Genomic DNA, 21,274 nt, shown 5'->3' with positions numbered 1-21,274 from the left:
ACCAGCGACCAATTGATTAAAAGTCAACTGCTCTACCAACTGAGCTAATGACCCACTTTACATTGGATTGTCGATTAAGACATTTGTTTGATGGTGGGTCATGCTGGATTCGAACCAGCGACCAATTGATTAAAAGTCAACTGCTCTACCAACTGAGCTAATGACCCATCAAACAAAGGGTGATGCAAGCATCTTGTAAAAGTGGTGGGTCATGCTGGATTCGAACCAGCGACCAATTGATTAAAAGTCAACTGCTCTACCAACTGAGCTAATGACCCACTTTTAAACCTTTTACACACAGCTCAAGTTCGTTACCCGTTCCGTTGCTGCGGGCGCATATAATACTTATTTATAATCTGTGTGCAAGCTTATTTTTAAAAAAATTTAAAAATAAACGCTTTTGCCTAGATTTTGGACAAAAGCGTTAAAAAACATACTTTTCTAGCCCAGATTGACTAATCTTGACTTAGCTAATGTTGCAGAGTTTGATTCTGGGTACTCAGCGATAACTTGTTCGAAAAGCTTTTTCGCTGCAACCTTATCACCTAATTTCTGCAAAACTGTGCCTTGTTTCAATAACGCATCGCTGCGTTTGTTTGAATCTGGGTAAGAATCAATCACAACACCAAAATGATTTTGGGCGTCAGTATAGTTTGCTTTGTTAAACTGTAGCTGACCTAACCAATAATGTGCATTTGGAATATAGATTGAATTTGGGAATTGCTCAATAAACTGTTGAAACGCCGGAATTGCATCGTCATAACGACGTTCTTTCAAGATCAGGTTTACGGCCTGGTCATACGCTTCATTTTCACCTAACGAACCACCGTACTGCTCTAGAGGGGCTTCGTCGGTTGTAGTTTCTTGAACCGTCACTGGGGCTTGTTGAACATTACTTAAACGACGCTCTATTTCAATATAGAGTTCGCGTTGGCGGTCAACAATTTGATCCAGTTTGTAAGTGTGAGTTTCTGTGACGCCTCGAAGTTCGCTGACTTCTTCTTGAAGTTCGGTGATTTGCTGTTGCAAATTAACTTGGGCGGTTCCGCGAGCTTGAATGAGTCGCTTTAATTGTGCGACTTGTTCGTTTAACTGACCGTTTGTGCTTAAGTCAGTAACCGGTGCATCTGCAAAAGATGCACCGCTTACGAATAAGACGGCCAATAGAGATAATCTCATAGACCTTCTCTTATCTTTTATTAGTAAACTAAAACAGCACGACGGTTTTTAGCGAAACCATCTTGTGTGCGTGATAGGTCTACTGGTTTTTCTTCACCGTAAGATACAGTAGAGATTTGGCTTTGCATTACACCTAGGTTTTGTAGGTATTGTGCAACAGCCTTCGCACGACGCTCACCTAGTGCGATGTTGTACTCTGGAGTACCACGCTCGTCACAGTGACCTTCAACCATAACAGTTTGGTTAGGGTTTTTAATTAGGTAGTCTGCGTGTGCTTGTAATAGCTCTAAGTATTTAGCGTCAACTTTTGATTTATCAAAATCAAAGTAAACCGTTTGCTCTTGACGTAATGCTTCAAATTTAGCTTGTTGCATTTCTTCAACAGTTTGTGCTTTCTCAACTGTAGAAACTTCCACATCTGCTGCATTTTGTGCTGCACCGGCTGTTTGCGCAGAAGGTGCATTGTTAGTTGCAGCGGCAGTGCTTTCATCGTTAACAACTGAGCTTGAACCACAAGCTGTTAATGCTAACGCTGGAATAGCGATCAAAAGACCTTTAGTAATTTTGCTAAATTGCATTCTTAGTTTCCTTTTTCCACAATACGTAGTTGTATCTTTTCTAAAGCGGTAACTAACTTACGTTGTTACCAATTTATAATTCTTTATTAACGACTTACTACCCTTTCGGGCATTTAGTTTAAAAACGGCGACCATGCCGGAGACTTAACTTGTCCCTTTGCTGCTGGTAAGCGAGCCTTAAAACGACCATCAATTGAAACTAAGGCTAGCACTTGGCCACTTCCGTGCATAGTACTGTAAATAATCATCGAGCCATTTGGCGCTATACTTGGGCTTTCATCCAAGCGTGTTTTAGTTAACACTTGGAAGTTGCCAGACTCCAGTTCCTTTTTGGCGATATGATATCTACCCTGCGTTCGGTTGACCATGACAAGATGATTGTTATCTGGCGTAATTGAACCGCCAAGATTCATTTCTCCATCAAAAGTCAAACGTTTTATACGCTTAGACTCTAAATTTACGCTATAAAGTTGCGCATTACCACCCCGTTCTGAGCTGAACACTATATATTTGCCGTCAGGTGACCAACTTGGCTCGGTATCGATGGCACGGTGCCTTGTTAATCGAGTTAACGTCTTGTTTGCCATCTCTAAAACGTAAAGTTCTGGATTACCATCTTTAGATAGCACAAGCGCTAGTTTTTTACCATCCGGAGACCATTGAGGTGCACCGTTTATGCCGTCATACGATGTAAGTAATTGACGCGTTCCGGTGTAAATATCTTGAACGTAAATTTGTGAACGGTTGTTTTCAAACGTTACGTAACTTAATTTTGTTCCGTCTGGTGACCAAGATGGTGACATCAATGGCTCGCGAGAACGCAATAATACTTGTTCATTCGCACCATCATAATCAGCAACGATGAGTTTATATGGATAATCTTCACCGTGGTTGATCGTCACATAAGCAATTTTAGTCAAAAATGCACCGCGTTCACCGGTTAGCTTTTCGTATGCTAAGTCACTAATACGGTGGGCATAACGACGGAACTGAGACTCACCAATCACCACTTGACGGTTATCAAGTATGTGATCTTTGGTTTCGACTAGCTTTCCTTCGACTAAAACTTGAACTGTGCCACCAGTAATTTGGCCGCGCAGAACATCAATTAGCTCAAAACTAACCAAAAAGCGGTCAACTGAATGATCTTTAATGGTACCGACTAACACTGCTTCAGCACCAAGTGACGCCCATGACGCGTAATCCACTTCTTCATCACGTGTTGGTAGTTGAGGCATTTCTTCAACGCTCAGAGGCTTAAACTTACCACTGCGCATCAAGTCCGCCGCTACTATATCCGAAATGTTAAGCGGTAAAACCTTTGTACCTTCATATTTAAATGGAACGATGGCGATAGGACGAGCACTGTCTATCCCCTCCGTAATGACAATTTCCAATGCGGCCTTAGTCGTTTGGCTAAATAACACGCTGACAAATGCCAGCAACAAGGTCAATTTTCGAATCATTAGAATTCAGGCTCCACAGTTAAATTGATATCACGTAATTGTTGATATACATCTTGTTCTTTTGACACAGGCAACGTTTCCGCTTTTAGTACCGCTCGTTCTGCCGCTTTACAAATATTGTTTTGGCCAGACAGAACCGAAACTTGAATCACTAAGCCTGACGATGCCAGTTTAATGTTAAGGCGGCAAGAAGTTCCTTTCATACTAGGGTCAACAATCAAGTTTTGTTGAATTTTTGATGTGATCAACGCCTTGTACTTTTGAACTTCAGTTAACACTACTTTTTGTCGAGCTTTACGGCGAATACTTTGCTCACGAGCCAATTGCTCTTGTAGCATTTTTTCTTGTAAGGCTTTTTCTCTTGCCTCTTGTTCCCGCTTCAATCGTTCAGCTTCAGCCTTTTCCGCTGCTTCACGCTCGGCTTTTTCTCGCGCCTTGCGCTCAGCTTCCGCTTTCTTGGCGGCTGCAATCTCAGCTTCTTTTTTACGTTTTGCTTCTAACGCTGCTTTTTGTTCCGCTTCCTTTTTGCGTTTTGCCTCAAGTGCTGCTTTTTCTTCAGCTTCCTTTTTCTTTTTCGCTTTAAGTGCCAACGCTTTGGCTTTTTTCGCTTCTTCTTCGCGCTTTAAACGCTCTTTTTTAGCTTGTTCTGCTTTGCGCTTTTCTGCTGCGGCTTTTTTCTTGGCTTCTTCGGCTGCTTTTTTGTCACGAATTTGCTGCTTCTTAAGTGCTTCCGCTTCTCGCTTGGCCTTTGCCGCACGTTCTTCTAGCTCTTTAACTCGCTTTTCTTCCGCCGCTTTTTGAGCCGCTTTTTGCTCTTTAATTTTTGATACTTGTTGCTCAAGAGCATTAGCATCAATAACAACAGCATCAATTGTTGAGATCTCAGGTGACTTTTCAGGTTTCTTTAGAGGTGGCGAAAAGTTAAAACTCAACACCAACACCACGGCAAAAACCACATGCAAACCAAGTGACTTTAGGAGGAATGGTTTATAACTGGCCGAAATCATTACTGCTTAGGCTCCGTCATTAATCCAACTGATGGAGCACCTGCTCGTTGCAGAAGTACCATCAACTCGATGACATTGTTGTATGGAATACGGCGATCGGCTTTTACAACCACTGGCGTTTCCGGGTCGATTTGAAGCTGAGCCGCGACAATTACAGCAACATCTTGTGCGGACATAGCCTCATCGCCATTGTGCTCGCCAGTTGAAACAAAGTACTGACCTTGCTCGTCAATTGAAGCGACGATAGGTGACTTTGTTTCATCTTCAAGTGGTTCTGCGTTTGCTTGCGGTAAATCCACTTTTACACCTTGTGTAACCAAAGGTGCCGTTACCATAAAGATGATTAGTAGTACCAACATCACGTCGATGTAGGGAACTACGTTTATCTCGGCAACGGGTTTTCTACGACGTCTCGTTACGTTCATAAATAGCCTTTATGCCGAAGTATTAACATTTGATGTGTTTACATTCGCTGTCACCTGGCGATGTAAGATATTTGAAAACTCTTCCGTAAAATTAATGTAACTGCCTTCTAACTTCTCAACTCGGTGAGCAAAACTGTTATAGGCCAATACCGAAGGAATCGCTGCAAATAGACCCATTGCTGTTGCAATCAATGCCTCAGCGATACCTGGTGCAACCATGTTTAAAGTTGCTTGCTGCACCTCGCCAAGTGCCAAGAATGCATTCATGATACCCCAAACGGTACCGAACAAACCGATGTAAGGACTAATAGAACCAACTGACGCTAAGAAGCTTAGGTGGCGCTCTAAGTCTTCAACCTCACGAGACATGCGAACGCGCATCGCTCTGTGTGTGCCTTCTAGGTATACTTGCGCGGTGCCAATGCTATTTTTCTTTAAGCGCGCGAATTCTTTAAAGCCATCTTTAAAGAGAGCTTCTAAGCCATCGACCGTTTGTCTTGCAGTGATTTCACTATAAAGACGACTCAAGTCAACACCAGACCAAAATCTATCTTCAAATTTTTTGGTTTGCGCTTCTGCTTCAGCCAATATTTTACGGCGTTGAAAAATAATGGCCCATGATGCAATCGACAAACCCAGTAAGGTCAACATAACAAGTTGAACAATGAAACTGGCTTCCCAAAATAAACCCCAAAAACTAATCTCAGCTTGCACGTTGTAATTCCCCTAAAATTTCCGCAGGAATCGCACTTGGCTTTCCTGAGTTCGGATTAATACAAGCCACCACGACTTTAGCGCTAAATACGGTGTCTTGTTGTGTGTTTTTAATTATCTGTTCAAACTCAATCGAGACCTTTTTGATCTTCTTGATTTGAGTCCAAACGTTAAGCTCTTCATGTAACTTTGCGGTCGTCTTGAACACAATGTCCATACGAGTGACTACAAACCCTATATTTTGCTTAAGATAGCGGTCTTGTTCAATACCTAATGACAGTAAAAGCTCAGTTCTTGCCCTTTCACAAAACTTTAGGTAGTTCGCGTGGTAAACAATCCCTCCAGCATCAGTGTCTTCGTAGTATATTTTTACTGGAAATTGGAACAATAGCGTTTCCTTTTATGACTTATTTTTAGCGCTCTACAGCAATGACAACATTATTTTAAAATTGTTCAATTCATTTTTATGCATAAATATTGACGGAAATATGATTTTTTATCCACTCATTAGTAATTTTTTATTTGTTTAAAATACCAACAAAACGCCAAAACCCCTTTAAAATATGCAAATGAGCTTTTTTTGATCCAATAATTAACACCCATATGTAATTTAACTACATATTCAACATTAGATTTTCTCATGTATAAATACAATTATTCTAGTTTGAAGTATTTACTCTAGCTCCCTAGAATGCACGCATCTTCTGAGCAGAGATGCTCGAAGCAGAAGAAACGAATTAGTTCTCTTCTCCTATTCATGTTCCCTGGAATTTATTCCTTATATGTTTTTGCCCATTCACTTGAATGGGCTTTTTTTTGCCTATAAAAAAGCCGACTTAATCAGTCGGCAAATCAAATCCTAGGTGCTGGTAAGCTCGAGGTGAGGCGATTCTTCCTCGTGGGGTTCTTTGCAAGAAACCCTGCTGAATTAAATAAGGCTCGATGACATCTTCTATGGTGTCGCGCTCTTCACCAATCGCGGCAGCAATGTTATCTAAGCCGACAGGCCCGCCATCAAACTTCTCGATCATAGTGGATAACAATTTTTTATCCATATAGTCAAAACCTTCACTGTCGACATTGATCATATCTAGCGCTTGTTTTGCTACATTGTTATCGACAGTGCCATCGCTTTTTACATCAGCAAAATCTCGAACCCGGCGCAGTAGTCGGTTAGCGATACGCGGTGTACCTCTTGAGCGTTTGGCAACTTCTACCGCCGCGTCTTTTGACATTTCCATATTAAGGCAATCGGCGCTACGTTGGATGATGTTTGCAAGGTCCGCCACCTTATAAAACTCTAATCGCTGGACGATACCAAAACGGTCGCGAAGCGGTGAAGTCAATGCTCCGGCACGCGTCGTAGCACCAATTAAGGTAAAAGGTGGCAAATCTAACTTGATTGAACGAGCCGCTGGGCCCTCACCAATCATGATATCGAGTTGATAGTCTTCCATTGCTGGGTAAAGGACTTCTTCTACGACTGGACTCAAACGATGAATCTCATCGATAAACAAAACATCGTTTTCCTCAAGGTTCGTCAACAAAGCTGCTAAGTCACCTGCTTTTTCGAGGACTGGTCCAGATGTGGTTTTGATGCTTACGTCCATTTCATTAGCAACGATATTGGCCAATGTCGTTTTACCTAACCCTGGAGGACCAAAAATAAGTAAATGATCTAAAGCCTCACTACGGTTTTTAGCCGCTTGGATAAAGATTTCCATTTGTGACTTTACGGTAGGCTGCCCTTGGTAATCGTCTAATAGTTTTGGCCTAATTGCACGGTCAATGACTTCATCTTCGCCCATTGATTCGGCGCCGACTAACCTATCTGCTTCTATCATTTAAAGATTTCCTACCAAAATTGAATATCTGCTCATTATGAGCATTAGAGCATATTTTTAAGGGCATTTCTGATCACATCTTCGCTGTCATCGCCCTCTTTATATACTGCTTTGACTGCCTTGTTTGCTTGTTGTGCGCTGTAACCAAGTGAAACCAACGCGGCGACGGCATCATCAAAACCATTGTTTTTAATAAGCGGACTAGCGCTTACATTTTGCGGAGCCGACAATTGAGCCGGTGAAATACTGAGCTCTTTGATTCGGTCGCGCATTTCGATAAGTAATCGCTCTGCGGTTTTTTTACCAACTCCTGGTAATTTAACAAGTGTCGTCACATCATCGTGTTCGACACATTGCACAAACTGCTCTGCCGTCAATCCAGAAAGGATAGTCAATGCCAGTTTAGGGCCAACGCCATTGGCTTTGATTAACAAACGAAATAAGCTTCGTTCTTGTTTGCTAATAAAACCATATAAAAGCTGAGCATCTTCTCGCACGACAAAATGAGTATAAATAGTGGCTTGTTCACCTACATCAGGTAATTCATAAAAGCTTGTCAAAGGTAACTGTACTTCGTAACCAACGCCGTTAACGTCAATAAGTACATCAGGAGCTTGTTTATCGACAAGCGAACCGAATAATCGTCCAATCATTGCGCACTACAATTTGTTTTAATAATAACTGTAAATATACCCAGTTATTTTATCGGCGTAAACGCCCGCGGACGGTTTTTTTCGCAACGCCTGCCATATTAATGAGACTTTGGTTGGTGTGGCCGTGACAAATGGCAACCGCTAATGCATCGGCAGCATCCGCTTGAGGTCTGCCAGTTAGCTTCAAAATGTGCTGAACCATATGTTGGACTTGGGTTTTGTCAGCGCCACCTGAGCCAACAACGGCTTGTTTAATTTGGCGTGCAGAATATTCGAAGACAGGTAGCTCGGCTTGAGTTGCGGCAACAATGGCGGCGCCTCGAGCTTGGCCTAATTTGAGTGCGGAGTCTGGATTGTGAGCCAAAAACACTTGTTCTATTGCAAAGGTTTCTGGTTGATATTGTTGAATGATCTCGCGAAGACCATCAAAAATTGTATTTAACTTGATGGATAAATCAGCTTCAGGGGTGCGAATACAGCCACTGCCTAAGTAGCTAAACTTGCTCCCCTGTTGCTTAACGATGCCATAACCAGTTATTCGTGAACCTGGATCGATACCTAAAATAACTGGCATGGGCTTATCGCTTATTTTTCAGCTTTAGGTAAAACTTGAACACCAAGTTCAACTAGTGCGTCTGGGTTTGCAACACCTGGAGCATTTGTTAAAGGACAAGCTGCAGTAGACGTTTTAGGGAATGCCATTACGTCACGAATTGAGTCTGCACCAACCATTAACATCACCATACGGTCCAAACCAAATGCTAGACCAGCATGTGGAGGCGCACCGTACTGAAGTGCATCTAATAAGAAGCCAAACTTCTCTTCTGCTTCTTCATCAGAAATACCTAAGATTTTGAATACTTCGGCTTGCATGTCTTGGTTGTGGATACGAACAGAACCACCACCTAATTCACAACCGTTAAGAACCATGTCGTATGCATCAGAAAGCGCTTCTGCTGGATTTGCAGCTAACTCTTCCGGTGTCATATTGCTCGGTGCGGTGAATGGGTGATGAAGTGGTGTTAACGCACCATCATCTAATTCTTCGAACATTGGGAAGTCAACAACCCATAGTGGTGCCCACTTGTCTTCAACTAAACCGAAGTCTTCACCCAACTTAAGACGTAATGCACCTAGTGCGTCTGTGACAACGTTTTTAGTATCAGAACCAAATAATAAGATGTCACCATCTTTCGCGTCAGTACGCTCGATGATTTGTTTTGCAACGTCTTCGTTCAAGAACTTAACGATTGGTGATTGTAAGCCTTCGATACCAGCAGCAACGTCATTAACTTTAATCCACGCCATACCTTTCGCGCCGTACTTACCAACAAACTCTGTATAACCGTCGATGTTCTTACGCGTCATTGATGCGCCACCTGGCACTTTGATCACAGCTACGCGACCTTTTGGATCATTCGCTGGACCACTAAATACTTTGAAGTCGACGTCTTTAAGAATGTCAGCAACATCCACTAGCTCTAGTGGGTTACGTAAATCAGGCTTATCAGAACCAAAACGACGCATCGCTTCTGCGTAAGTCATTGATGGGAAGTCGCCTAAATCAACGTTTAATAATTCATTAAATACAGAACGAACCATTTTTTCAGTCATTGCCATGACTTGGTTACCGTCCATAAACGTCGTTTCGATATCGATTTGAGTGAATTCTGGTTGACGGTCAGCACGTAAATCTTCGTCGCGGAAACACTTAACGATTTGGTAGTAACGGTCAAAACCCGCCACCATTAGTAGCTGCTTAAACAGCTGAGGCGACTGCGGCAATGCAAAGAATTCACCTCTGTGAGTACGGCTCGGTACTAAGTAGTCACGAGCCCCCTCTGGCGTAGCTTTAGTTAAGATAGGTGTTTCGATATCTAAAAAGTCGTTGTCGTCTAAGAAACGACGAACTGCACTTGTCACTTTCGAGCGGAACTTTAAGCGTTCGCTCATCACTGGACGACGTAAGTCTAAGTAACGGTAACGAAGACGTGCTTCTTCAGAGTTTTCTTGATTGAAGTCTAATGGTAATGGCGCTGAGCTATTTAAGATTTCAAGACCTTTGATATAAAGCTCTACTTCACCTGTTGCCATGTCTTTGTTGATTTGGCTATCAGGGCGCGCACGAACGATACCTGTTACTTTGATACAGAACTCATTACGCAATTTTTCTGCTGTACCAAAAATTGCGGTTTCATCTGGATCGACAACAGCCTGAACAATACCTTCGCGATCGCGAAGGTCTAAGAAGATCAAACCACCTAAATCGCGGCGTTTGTTTACCCAGCCACATAAAGTGACTTCTTGATCAACCAAGCTTTTGTTCAGCTGGCCACAATAATGAGAGCGCATAATGTTCCTATTTTACGTTTGGATTCAAAGTCGTGATACAGGCCTAAATGGCAATCTTGCCGGCCCAAATAAAAATATGACGCCTTTGAGAGTCGAATCAAAAATTGCCGATTATTATAAGGATTTGGCGGTCAATGTCACCGCCTGATTATGCAAATGCGTAGCTATTTTTGCCGTTTGCTTTGACTTTATACATAGCATCATCGGCACTTTTGATTAAGCGGTTGATATTGTGGCCTGAAACAGGGAAACAACCGATACCAATTGAACAACCAATAGTAACGGTTGCTTGAGATAGTTCGAAAGGTTCACACAGGTCAGCAATGATTTTTTCACTGATTTTGGCTGCTAATTGAGTATCTGCAAGATTAGTAACGAGTAATACAAACTCATCTCCGCCAAAACGCGCAACCGTATCAGAACTGCGACTGAGTTTGCTCAAGCGATTACCTACTTGAATAAGTAACTCATCACCAACATCGTGACCATAAGTATCATTTATTTGTTTAAACCCATCGAGATCTAAGAACAATAACGCGAGCTGTTTGTGATTTCGGGCATGAATTTCAATTGCGTGTTTGAGTCTATCAGAGAGTAAAGCGCGATTTGGTAGACCGGTCAAAACATCATGTGAAGCTAAGTGCTTAAGCTTTTTCTCAGCCTGTTCTCTAAGCAAAATTTCACTTTTGAGTTTGCGGTTCCACATCAGTACCACAGCCAAGATCAATGCACCTAAGCCTATTACAATCGTAATGTTTCTAAAATACACTTCCGCTTTGATACCTGAAACCATATCTACTTTGTGCCATTTCTTTAAGAGTGTCTCAATATCAGACTCGCTAAGTGAATTAACAACTTTATCCAGAATTCGAGCTTGGATGACGAGGTCTTTATTGATACCTATATGAGCATTGTCCGAGCCCATATCATCAAGGACATGGATTTTAAATTGGTATAAAGAATGGTCTTGAATGTACTGGGATGACACGAACATCAAATCAAGAATACCGTCGATGATTCCTGCTTTTAACAACTCGTGTGCTTCATCAAAGTCTTTCACAACATGAATGATCACTTGTGGGTGCTTGTCGTGAATCTCTTTAATGATTTGATAGCCTTGTATAATTGCTATTCGCTTGCCATAAAACTTTTTAATGGTTGATACGTTGTCGATAGATTTGTGAGTGATCACTGACCAAGGTGTGCGCCAATAAGCCGAAGTAAAATTAGCAAAGGCTTTTCTTTGTTCTGACGCGGTTATGTTTGCCACAATATCAATCTTACCTGTCACAAAGTTTTGATATAGCTCTTCCCAAGTTGGGTAGACAACAAAGTTGTAGTTTTGGCCTGTTACTTTCTCTGCGATTTCAAAAATGTCACGGCTAATACCAGCTATTTCACCGTCTTCATTCAAAAACTCATACGGTTTCCAATCTTGCACAATCGCGACGTCCATTTCTGGATGTTCGGCAATCCAGTTCTTTTCGCTTGCGTCTAAAATAAATTCGCTCTTCATTGAGCTAAAATAACGAGCGTCTGGATCTTTTACCCAACGAGATTCGATATCGATAAACGTTTCTTTACTTATCGACTCAAAGCCGTTGTTAATTTCTGTGATTAGTGACTTGGACTCAGGTGATAATAAGGCGTAAACGTTCGACTCGTAGTTAACATCTAACACTTGATGAAAGCGATGCGAAATGTTGTTTTGCTCTAAGCGAAGCTTCGTCATCATTGATGAGGTAACAAAACCGCTAATTTCACCTTTTATAGATGCATTGATTGCTTCATCTAGACTCAAATAATGTTTAATGTTGATGTTGGGGTATTTAAGTGCAAAACGTTTTTGGTATGGTGCGGCCAGATACATACCTATGGTTTTACCATCAAGCTGATTTACCCCTTGGTTAAAATCGTATGTGTCATAAACAAACAAGCTAGAATAAGTTGAATACAAGTGTTTCGCGCGCGGTAACCCTGAGTTTACGCCAAGACTTTCTGGGAAACCGATGTGAATGTCGGTTTCTCCTAAACGAACCGCTTGAAGTGCTAACTCCATAGTATTGGGCATGAACTTTATCTTATTACCTGTTTTTTTAGCCCACTCTTTCCAAATATCAACAAACAATCCCTCGGCTTCACCTTTAGAGTTCACTCCCATGAAAGGTTCAGCACCCACAGTTAAGCCAAGTAAAATTGTATTGTCGCCTTTAACTCGTCCAAACCACTTAGAGCGAACTTTCATCATCTCCTCTTCTGGAATGTTAGCAAACCCAGATTCTATAAATTTCAGCAGTTCGCTATTGCCCTTTTTGACGGCGATTTGAGAAACGGACTCATCGATTTCATGAGCTTTGTATGAAGGAAATAAATCGTTTAGCGTTTTGAAGCCAGGGTAACGATAGGTAAAATAATCATGTGCAACAAAGGCCTTTATATCGCCACCAACAATCGCACTATATAACTCGGACCAATTTTCAAAGCCTTTTAAAGTGAAATCAGAATTAACGGCGGTTAACGCCTGATCGACCTTTCGTTCGCTGTCATACCCTACAATATAAGGCAAGGCTCCAGAAGGTGTATTTATCGTTGGCGTATCTTTGTGTAGGTACAAATAAATAGGCGAGCGATAAATTTCACCAGCAAAATCAAACTGTGAGTCTCTTGATGGTTCAAACGTTAAAGCACCATGAACGTCGGCTTTACCTGAAGTCACATTGACTAAAGATTGGTCCCAGTCCGATAAGACAAATTCGATTTCGGTTTTGTTTTTCTCTGCCCATAATTTCCATATATCAATGACAAAGCCCGTTGGCTCACCTTTATCAACAAATTGAAATGGAATAACGGAATCGGCAACGGCTATTTTTAGTGGTTTGCCTTCATCTAAAAACTTTTGTGAGTACTGCGGTAAATTTGACTTGTTGTCGGCTTTGCTTGGCATCACGACTAAGCCACTGCTCAATACCAGCAAAAATATACTCATCCTGAATAAAAACGACATCATAAAGATAGGAATCTTCCTAAGTTATTATTATAATTGTTCCCTAGCAGAACAGTTGTACCAAATTTATTCATCATCGCCAAGAAGATTTTTTAGGCTAAATTTGGTTTATTTACCGGCATAACGCCGCTAATTCAAACAAAATCATTAGGTTTGTAATGCGCGACAATATTTACGCGAATCCACAAAACGAAGTAAAAGATTTTACTTTTGACCCGTCAGTAGTAGAAGTTTTTCCTGACATGATTCAAAGAAGTGTCCCTGGCTATTCAACTATTGTTAGCTCTATAGGAAAACTTGCTCAGCAGTTTCAACAAGAAAACTCTGTAATATACGACTTGGGCTGTAGCTTAGGCGCTGCAACTATCGCCATGCGCAAATTTGTCACAGCTAAAGATTGCCGCATTGTTGGCGTAGATAACAGTGAAGCCATGGTTGAACGCTGCAAGTTGCATGTCAACGCCTTCAAATCTGATGTTCCTGTAGAAATTACCTGTGCCGATATCAATGATGTAGACATCAGCAACGCATCGGTTGTGGTCATGAACTTTACTTTACAATTTATTTCTCCTGAGTTGCGTAAAAAAGTCGTTCAAAAAATTTACGACGGTTTAAAGCCTGGTGGCGTGTTTATTTTATCCGAGAAGTTTAGATTTAAAGACCCTATCATCGACACAACACTTAATGATTTACACCTCGATTTTAAGCGCGCAAACGGTTATAGCGAATTAGAAATAAGTCAAAAGCGAAGTGCCATCGAAAATGTGATGAAAATAGATTATCATGACACCCACTTAGAAAGATTGTCAGAAATTGGCTTTAAAAGTGTCTCTTGTTGGTATCAATGTTTTAACTTTGGCTCTTTTATAGCGGTAAAATAACACCTTGATGTTTCTGATTAATTAACAATGACATAATCGAATTTTCATGACTGATATTTTTAATCCATTTTACGCTCAAATCGCTCAAAACCGTTTGTCACATTGGTTAGAGTCTTTGCCGAAACAACTCAACGATTGGCATTCAAGTAATTTGCATGGCGAATACAAACAGTGGATGAAGAATATTGATCTTCTACCAGACGTCGAAGCCGAAAACGTCAATCTCGTAAATAAAGTAGAAGTAAGCAACGAACAGCCATTACCTGAAGGGTTAAAAAAGAAGACCATTCACCACCTCATGCAATTGAAGCCATGGCGCAAAGGCCCTTACCACTTGCATGGTATCCATGTTGATACTGAATGGCGCTCAGACTTCAAATGGGAAAGACTCGCGCCGCATATTTCAGATTTAACTGACCGCTATGTTCTAGATGTCGGCTGTGGAAGTGGTTATCACCTGTGGCGTATGCGTGGCGCCGGCGCCAAATTCGTTGTTGGTATCGACCCTACTCAATTATTTTTTGCACAGTTCATGGCTGTGCAGCACTTTATTCAGGACCCCCTAGTTAACTTACTGCCTCTTGGAATTGATGATCTTCCGGCACTCAAGTCCTTTGATACCGTGTTTTCCATGGGTGTTTTGTATCATCGAAAGTCACCAATCGACTTTTTACAGCAACTCAAAGCTCAGTTGAATAAAGGCGGTGAGTTGATTTTAGAAACCCTTATCATTGAAGGTGACGAGAATACGGTATTAGTGCCAGAAGACCGCTACGCTAAAATGCGAAACGTGTGGTTTATCCCAAGCGCAAAAGCCTTAGAGGGTTGGTTGAAGAAAGTTGGCTTTAATAATATTCGTCTCGTCAACATTGACCAAACCACCTTAGACGAGCAGCGCAAAACGGACTGGATAGACACTGAGTCACTTGAAGATTTTTTAGACCCCAACGACTCAACCAAAACGATAGAGGGGTACCCTGCCCCGCTTCGAGCTATTTTCATCGCGAACGCGTAAGGAAAGAAAATGCAGCTTTACCGCCCCAAATCGACTATAGAGCAATGGAGAATATTACAAGCTGTAGTCGACTTCGGCGGCTATGCGCAGGCGGGTGAAGCTTTAAACAAAAGTCAATCGAGCCTAAACCATGCAGTCTCTAAGCTTCAACATACGCTCGGCGTTCAATTACTAGAAGTTCGTGGTCGCAAGGCCTATCTCACCAAAGCAGGCGAAGTTATGCTGCGCCGTTCTCGTTTGTTAACTCAGAATGTTGAAGAGCTAGAACAGCTAGCAGACAACATAACAGCAGGCTGGGAATCAGAAATCATCGTCGTTACCGAGACGATTTACCCCAAAGAAAAACTCTATAACGCCCTTGAGCAGTTCTATCCCCAAGCCAGAGGCACACGGGTAAGAATAGAAGATGAAGTGCTTACCGGTACAAAAGAGAGAATTTTAGAACACAGCGCCGATATTGTTCTTGTTGGTGGTGACACACCCAAAGGCTTCCCAGGAAATACTTTAGAAGGTGTCACCTTTGGTGCTTATTGTGGCAGTAATCACCCCTTAGCCAAAAACCAGCCCATCGATTTAGAAGAACTCACCCACGAACTACAAATTGTCATTGGCGACTCCAGTAAAAGCCCACAAGAAAGTCAGGGCTGGTTAAAGGCAGAGCAACGTTGGACAGTCAGCCATTTTTATCAGGCCATTGAAATTTTGGAGCGAGGTACGGGGTTTTGTTGGGTGCCTAAACACATTGCTGCCAAATCAGTCGCGAATGGCCAGCTAACAGAATTAAATTTAAACGCATTAAAAAATCGTGAAGTACTTATCAATCTAGTGATTCCCAGACCAAATCAATTAGGCCCAGGTGCGACACTTTTACGAGACTTAATTTTACAACAATATGATTAATCAGTGATGACATCTATTATTACGTTCATTACTTTAACCACCCCACTTTTGAGGACATGACATTGAGCAACAATCAATCTTTAAGTTACAAAGACGCTGGTGTAGATATAGATGCAGGTAATGCGTTAGTAGAACGCATTAAAGGTGCAGTAAAACGTACAACTCGCCCGGAAGTAATGGGCGGCTTAGGTGGTTTTGGTGGTTTATGCCAAATTCCTAAAGGTTATGAAGAGCCATTATTAGTCGCAGGTAATGACGGTGTTGGTACGAAGTTGCGTTTAGCGATTGATTTGAAAAAACACGACACGGTAGGCATCGACCTTGTTGCTATGTGTGTTAACGACTTGATTGTTCAAGGTGCTGAGCCTTTATTCTTCTTGGATTATTATGCAACTGGCAAACTAAACGTAGACGTTGCAGCAGATGTGGTTAGCGGCATTGCAGATGGCTGTGTAATGTCAAATTGCGCATTAATCGGTGGTGAAACAGCGGAAATGCCTGGCATGTACGAAGGCGACGACTACGACCTAGCTGGTTTTTGTGTGGGTGTTGTAGAAAAAGCAAAAGTCATCGATGGTACAAAAGTAAAACCAGGTGACCAGCTGATTGCGTTAGGTTCTTCTGGCCCTCACTCAAATGGCTATTCGCTTATTCGTAAAGTCATTGAAGTATCTAATGCTGACTTATCAGCAGAATACGAAGGTAAAGTATTAGCCGACCAGCTAATGGAACCAACTAAGATTTATGTAAAACCTGTACTAGAGTTGCTTAAACACGTTGATGTTCACGCCCTTTCTCACATTACAGGTGGTGGCTTCTGGGAAAATATTCCTCGTGTGCTTCCAGCTCAAACTAAAGCTGTTGTTAATGAAAACTCTTGGCAATGGCCAGCAGTATTTAACTGGTTAAAGGAAAACGGCAACATTGAACAACATGAAATGTACCGTACTTTCAACTGTGGTGTAGGCATGGTGTTGGCTGTTGATAGCAACGACCTTGAAAAGAGTCTTCAAATTCTAAAAGACGCAGGTGAAAACGCTTGGCACATTGGTGAAATTCAAGCCGCAACGGACGATGAAGAACAAGTCGAAATCATCTAACTTTAATATGAAAGTACAGTCCAGTACTGTTTATTAAAGCTTTACAAAAACTCTGGGTTAACACCGTAAGTAACTTAAACATTTTACTTACGGTTGTTAATCCCACTTTAAGAGGTAATCCAAACCATGGCGAAAATAGTCGTTTTAATTTCGGGTAATGGTTCTAATCTACAAGCAATCATCGACGCCACTGAAACAAATAAGATTCCTGGTGAAGTGGTTGCGGTTATTTCCAATAAGGCCAATGCCTATGGCCTGGAACGTGCCAAGAATCACAATATAGATCAGAGTGTTGTCGATCATACTCAATACGATTCTCGCGAAGCATATGATGCTGTACTGGCAGAACAAATCGAGAAGTATCAGCCCGACGTCGTTGTGCTTGCTGGATTTATGCGAATCTTAACGGCCTCATTTGTCGAGCAATTTGAAGGACGACTTATTAATATCCACCCTTCTTTGTTACCTAAATATCAAGGTTTAGATACTCACCAACGTGCCATCGATGCCGGTGATGAAGAGCATGGATGCAGTGTCCATTTTGTAAATGAACAACTCGACGGCGGCCCAGTTATTCTTCAAGCCAAGGTGCCTATTTTTGAAGATGATGACAGTGACTCGTTAGCTGCACGTGTCCATGTTCAAGAACATATGATTTATCCACTCGTTGTTAAATGGTTGTGTGAAAAAAGATTACGTTTACAATCAGATGGCGTATATTTAGACAATAACTTACTTCCTGAACAAGGTTACGCTAACGATGAATAACCAAAGCCCGTTTCCGACATCACTTGCCTCTTGCTTCAAAACTGCGTGTGTAGGTCTACTTGCTTTTTGTACTAGTGTCCATGCGGTACAAAACGAGTCAATTTCGAGCCGTTACTTTCAAGCTCAAAATTCAGAAGCTAATTCTGAATCGCAAGTTCAAGGCCTTGATATCGTTTCATTTGATGCCGTATACGATATGTATCGTCAAGGTGATTTGTTAGGTGAAGGAAATCGGACGCTTATTCAGTTAGAAGACAATAAATATCAGCTAAGTTTAGAAAGTGAGTTAGAGTGGTTGATCTTTTCTGACAATCGCAAAGAAGTCAGTACATTTAAAATGTCTGACAAAAAGATCACCCCTCTGTCATTTACGTATGAACGCTCGGGAACGGGTGCGGATAAATCACTTTCAATAGAATTTGCACCTGATAATCAATTGGTCATAGATCCAAGACCCAAAAAGAAAGCAGCGCCGACGACACGAGAGCCACACTGGCTCGATGAAATGTCAATGCACATGCAAATTCAACTTGATTTAATCAATGGCAAAAGTGATTTGAACTACACCATTGTGTCAAATGAAGGTCGGTTAAAAGAATATCAATTTGAAGTGATTGGTGAAGAGCTTATCAGCACGGGAATGGGCCGTTTTAAAGCTATTAAAGTAGCCCGAGTATACGAAAACCGTAAGTTCTATGCGCAACACGCTTGGTTTATTCCAGAGTTAAACTACACCCTAGCGAGGCTTTGGAGAATGAAAAAAGGCGTTGAGCAATACGACTTGGTTATTAAAAGTTATACCTCAAGTACGATTTAATTATGAGTGCTCGCCAGCTACTAGACAAAGAGTCTAACAAAGATACGCCGGTGGTATCACGTAAAGAGCTGCGCAAACAGATCAGACAAAGACGCAATGCACTTAGCCTAGATGAACAACGCCAGGCTGGGCAAGCGTTGCGTGTGCAAGTACAAAACCTCATCAAAAATAAAATTGCGCTTGAAACAGACTCAACACTGAGTCTCGCTATTTACCTAACTAACGACGGTGAGATTGACACAAGTCCCACGATAGAGGCTTTTAGAGAGCAAGAAGTACAGCTTTTGCTCCCTGTTCTTCACCCTTTTAGAAAGGGGTATTTGAACTTTCAAAAAGTAAACCGCCATACCAAATGGACTAACAATCGATATGGGATTCGAGAGCCTCAGGTAAGCGCACCAGATACGATTCCGTTTGATGCTATCGATATCATTTGTATGCCCTTAGTTGCCTTTGATAAAAATGGTAATCGGCTCGGTATGGGAGGCGGTTATTACGATAGAACACTAAACCGCTTGACTCAAATTAACTCGCCAAAGCCCGCTCTTATTGGGCTGGCTCATGACTGTCAAGAAGTTGATAAATTGCCGTTTGAAAGCTGGGATGTTCCTATCGACTATATTTGTACACCAACGAGAGTAATACGATGTGGTATCGATAAATGACTTAGCGACTTAATACCAAATGCATCAATCAATAGCATTAATCAAAGACACTGATTAGAGACAATATTTAATTGCCCGAAATCACAGCGACAAATAATTATTAAACCCATTTTTAATTAACACTGACAAGGTAAACCATTCTGATGAACCAAGATGAAATGAAAAAAGCCGCCGCCCTCGCCGCCCTAGACTTTGTTAAACGAGACACGATTGTCGGCGTAGGAACCGGTTCAACGGTTAATTATTTTATCGACGCATTAGCCACCATGGAACAGGATATCATAGGTGCGGTATCGAGCTCTGAAGCATCAACTGAGCGCTTGAAGAAGCACGGTATCGAAGTGTTTGATTTAAACAGTGTGTCCAAATTGGACATTTATGTCGATGGCGCCGATGAAATAAATGACGACAATGCGATGATAAAAGGCGGTGGTGCCGCTCTGACTCGTGAAAAAATTGTCGCTGCCGTTGCTAATGAGTTCGTGTGTATCGTTGATGAGAGTAAGCTCGTTCGTCATTTAGGTGAATTCCCATTGCCAGTTGAAGTCATTCCTATGGCAAGAAGCTATGTTGCCAGAGAAATTGTTAAATTAGGTGGAAGCCCAGTTTATCGAGAAGGTGTCGTCACTGATAACGGCAATGTTATTCTGGATGTCTACGACATGAAAATAGCTCAGCCTCGTCAATTAGAAGAGCAATTAAATGCTATTGTTGGTGTCGTTACGAATGGCTTATTTGCGCATAGAGGAGCGGATCACGTCGTTATCGGCACTCCGAATGGTGTGATTAAAAGATAACGAAAACTAAAAGAGCGGATAATTTTTCCGCTTTTTTTATATCCGGGGTTTTATCTCTCGCGAAAATAGAGTATTAATTCTAACTGTTGTAATTAGCACTATATCCGTCATAAAAATAAACTAACTTCATATAAACGAAATAACCAACTGGATTGTAATATGGACAACGTGTCACTGGCCAAACACAAGATTAAAATTTTGCTGCTAGAAGGACTTCATCAGAGTGCTGTAGATACTTTGAAGTCACAAGGGTACGACAATATTGAGTATTTGAAGACGTCATTGCCTGAAGAAGAATTAATTGAAAAAATTAAAGACGTTCACTTCATTGGTATTCGTTCCCGTACTCAGTTAAATAGGAAAGTACTGCAACACGCCAATAAACTAGTAGCGGTTGGTTGTTTTTGTATTGGTACCAACCAAGTTGACCTTGAAGCCGCGAAAGAAAAAGGCACCGTTGTCTTTAACGCACCATTTTCAAATACTCGTTCAGTCGCAGAACTTGTTTTAGGTGAAATACTTCTACTTATACGTGGTATTCCTGCTAAGAGCGCATTAGCCCATCGAGGTGTATGGCAAAAATCAGCGGTCGGCTCTTTTGAAGCGCGTGGTAAAACTCTAGGTATTATTGGATACGGTCATATTGGTACTCAGCTTGGAATCATGGCTGAAAACATCGGTATGAATGTTCGTTTTTATGACATCGAAAATAAATTAACCTTAGGTAATGCAGAACAGGTGGCGACATTAAATGATTTACTAGCAACCTCGGATGTCATTTCTTTGCACGTTCCTGAAACCCCACAAACGAAAAACCTAATGGGCCCAGAACAACTTAAACGAATGAAACCTGGCGCTATCCTAATCAATGCTTCACGAGGCACCGTCGTTGATATTGACGCATTGACCGATGCACTTAAAGAACAACACATTGGCGGTGCAGCGATCGACGTTTTTCCTGTTGAGCCAAAATCAAATGATGAGGAATTTTTATCGCCATTACGTGGTTTAGATAATGTTATTTTAACGCCTCACGTAGGTGGTTCTACACAAGAAGCACAAGAGAACATTGGTATTGAGGTTGCAGGAAAATTAGCGAAATACTCAGA

Annotated in this window: 22 protein-coding genes and 2 tRNA genes; 10 read left to right on the top strand and 14 right to left on the bottom strand. The window is 41.6% G+C overall.

Features of this window, described 5'->3' with window-relative positions:
- Window positions 1-91: 91 nt before the first annotated feature.
- From AC4E96_RS04760 to aspS, 13 genes are all read right to left on the bottom strand, one after another.
- Window positions 92-167: transfer RNA gene (locus AC4E96_RS04760), tRNA-Lys, on the bottom strand.
- 35 nt (window positions 168-202) lie between these two features.
- Window positions 203-278 (bottom strand) — tRNA-Lys (locus AC4E96_RS04755).
- 163 nt (window positions 279-441) lie between these two features.
- The gene (gene ybgF / locus AC4E96_RS04750; RefSeq protein WP_490255035.1) at window positions 442-1,179 is read right to left on the bottom strand and encodes a tol-pal system protein YbgF; all 738 of its coding nucleotides are present in this window, start codon (window positions 1,177-1,179) and stop codon (window positions 442-444) included.
- Window positions 1,180-1,199: 20 nt separating this feature from the next.
- Window positions 1,200-1,757 carry a peptidoglycan-associated lipoprotein Pal gene (pal, locus tag AC4E96_RS04745; RefSeq protein WP_488031809.1) on the bottom strand — a complete coding sequence of 186 codons (558 nt, stop codon included), beginning with the start codon at window positions 1,755-1,757 and terminating at the stop codon, window positions 1,200-1,202.
- A 113-nt stretch (window positions 1,758-1,870) separates the two neighbouring features.
- Window positions 1,871-3,223: a Tol-Pal system beta propeller repeat protein TolB gene (gene tolB / locus AC4E96_RS04740; RefSeq protein WP_488031810.1), complete on the bottom strand. Its 1,353-nt coding sequence runs from the start codon at window positions 3,221-3,223 to the stop codon at window positions 1,871-1,873.
- Window positions 3,223-4,230, bottom strand: a complete 1,008-nt coding sequence (gene tolA, locus AC4E96_RS04735) for a cell envelope integrity protein TolA (protein WP_488031811.1) — start codon at window positions 4,228-4,230, stop codon at window positions 3,223-3,225. The genes tolB and tolA overlap by 1 nt, the downstream gene beginning before the upstream one ends.
- Window positions 4,230-4,655, bottom strand: coding sequence for a protein TolR (tolR, locus tag AC4E96_RS04730; protein WP_488031812.1), 426 nt, complete (start codon window positions 4,653-4,655; stop codon window positions 4,230-4,232). The genes tolA and tolR overlap by 1 nt, the downstream gene beginning before the upstream one ends.
- Before the next feature lie 9 nt (window positions 4,656-4,664).
- Complete coding sequence (gene tolQ / locus AC4E96_RS04725) at window positions 4,665-5,369, bottom strand: protein TolQ (protein ID WP_488031813.1); 705 nt, start codon at window positions 5,367-5,369, stop codon at window positions 4,665-4,667.
- On the bottom strand, window positions 5,359-5,757 hold the full coding sequence (gene ybgC, locus AC4E96_RS04720; RefSeq protein WP_488031814.1) for a tol-pal system-associated acyl-CoA thioesterase: 399 nt from the start codon (window positions 5,755-5,757) through the stop codon (window positions 5,359-5,361). Before ybgC ends, tolQ begins: the two co-directional genes overlap by 11 nt.
- 448 nt (window positions 5,758-6,205) lie before the next feature.
- On the bottom strand, window positions 6,206-7,213 hold the full coding sequence (ruvB, locus tag AC4E96_RS04715; protein ID WP_488031815.1) for a Holliday junction branch migration DNA helicase RuvB: 1,008 nt from the start codon (window positions 7,211-7,213) through the stop codon (window positions 6,206-6,208).
- Between the two features lie 44 nt (window positions 7,214-7,257).
- Complete coding sequence (gene ruvA, locus AC4E96_RS04710) at window positions 7,258-7,866, bottom strand: Holliday junction branch migration protein RuvA (protein ID WP_488031816.1); 609 nt, start codon at window positions 7,864-7,866, stop codon at window positions 7,258-7,260.
- Window positions 7,867-7,915: 49 nt separating this feature from the next.
- Window positions 7,916-8,440 carry a crossover junction endodeoxyribonuclease RuvC gene (gene ruvC / locus AC4E96_RS04705; protein WP_488031817.1) on the bottom strand — a complete coding sequence of 175 codons (525 nt, stop codon included), beginning with the start codon at window positions 8,438-8,440 and terminating at the stop codon, window positions 7,916-7,918.
- A gap of 11 nt (window positions 8,441-8,451) precedes the next feature.
- Entirely contained in the window at window positions 8,452-10,218 is a 1,767-nt protein-coding gene (aspS, locus tag AC4E96_RS04700; protein WP_490255034.1) for an aspartate--tRNA ligase, read from the bottom strand.
- Between the two features lies 1 nt (window position 10,219).
- On the opposite strand from aspS, the gene AC4E96_RS04695 reads away from it, so the two are divergent.
- Window positions 10,220-10,366, top strand: coding sequence for a hypothetical protein (locus AC4E96_RS04695; protein WP_490255033.1), 147 nt, complete (start codon window positions 10,220-10,222; stop codon window positions 10,364-10,366).
- On the opposite strand, the gene AC4E96_RS04690 is transcribed toward AC4E96_RS04695, so the two are convergent.
- Window positions 10,367-13,225, bottom strand: coding sequence for a transporter substrate-binding domain-containing protein (locus AC4E96_RS04690; protein ID WP_490255032.1), 2,859 nt, complete (start codon window positions 13,223-13,225; stop codon window positions 10,367-10,369). It lies immediately after the preceding gene.
- A 155-nt stretch (window positions 13,226-13,380) separates the two neighbouring features.
- Between AC4E96_RS04690 and cmoA the strand changes: the two genes are divergently transcribed.
- From cmoA to serA, 9 genes are all read left to right on the top strand, one after another.
- The gene (gene cmoA, locus AC4E96_RS04685) at window positions 13,381-14,103 is read left to right on the top strand and encodes a carboxy-S-adenosyl-L-methionine synthase CmoA (RefSeq protein ID WP_490255031.1); all 723 of its coding nucleotides are present in this window, start codon (window positions 13,381-13,383) and stop codon (window positions 14,101-14,103) included.
- A 46-nt stretch (window positions 14,104-14,149) separates the two neighbouring features.
- Window positions 14,150-15,118, top strand: coding sequence for a tRNA 5-methoxyuridine(34)/uridine 5-oxyacetic acid(34) synthase CmoB (gene cmoB, locus AC4E96_RS04680; RefSeq protein ID WP_490255030.1), 969 nt, complete (start codon window positions 14,150-14,152; stop codon window positions 15,116-15,118).
- 9 nt (window positions 15,119-15,127) lie between these two features.
- The gene (locus tag AC4E96_RS04675) at window positions 15,128-16,018 is read left to right on the top strand and encodes a LysR family transcriptional regulator (protein ID WP_488031822.1); all 891 of its coding nucleotides are present in this window, start codon (window positions 15,128-15,130) and stop codon (window positions 16,016-16,018) included.
- Between the two features lie 62 nt (window positions 16,019-16,080).
- Complete coding sequence (gene purM / locus AC4E96_RS04670) at window positions 16,081-17,118, top strand: phosphoribosylformylglycinamidine cyclo-ligase (RefSeq protein ID WP_490255029.1); 1,038 nt, start codon at window positions 16,081-16,083, stop codon at window positions 17,116-17,118.
- 126 nt (window positions 17,119-17,244) lie between these two features.
- The gene (gene purN, locus AC4E96_RS04665) at window positions 17,245-17,886 is read left to right on the top strand and encodes a phosphoribosylglycinamide formyltransferase (RefSeq protein WP_488031824.1); all 642 of its coding nucleotides are present in this window, start codon (window positions 17,245-17,247) and stop codon (window positions 17,884-17,886) included.
- Window positions 17,879-18,703, top strand: a complete 825-nt coding sequence (locus AC4E96_RS04660) for a DUF3108 domain-containing protein (RefSeq protein ID WP_488031825.1) — start codon at window positions 17,879-17,881, stop codon at window positions 18,701-18,703. The genes purN and AC4E96_RS04660 overlap by 8 nt, the downstream gene beginning before the upstream one ends.
- Before the next feature lie 2 nt (window positions 18,704-18,705).
- Window positions 18,706-19,368 (top strand): 5-formyltetrahydrofolate cyclo-ligase, encoded by a 663-nt coding sequence (locus AC4E96_RS04655; RefSeq protein WP_490255028.1) that lies wholly within the window; start codon window positions 18,706-18,708, stop codon window positions 19,366-19,368.
- Between the two features lie 143 nt (window positions 19,369-19,511).
- Window positions 19,512-20,165 carry a ribose-5-phosphate isomerase RpiA gene (gene rpiA / locus AC4E96_RS04650; protein ID WP_488031827.1) on the top strand — a complete coding sequence of 218 codons (654 nt, stop codon included), beginning with the start codon at window positions 19,512-19,514 and terminating at the stop codon, window positions 20,163-20,165.
- A 159-nt stretch (window positions 20,166-20,324) separates the two neighbouring features.
- The coding region (gene serA, locus AC4E96_RS04645; RefSeq protein WP_490255027.1) for a phosphoglycerate dehydrogenase at window positions 20,325-21,274 on the top strand (950 nt) is incomplete at its 3' end.

It is taken from the genome of Psychrosphaera sp., assembly GCF_982872775.1.
The sequence above is the reverse complement of the archived record's forward strand: the minus strand, read 5'-3'. Positions and strand labels throughout refer to the sequence as shown.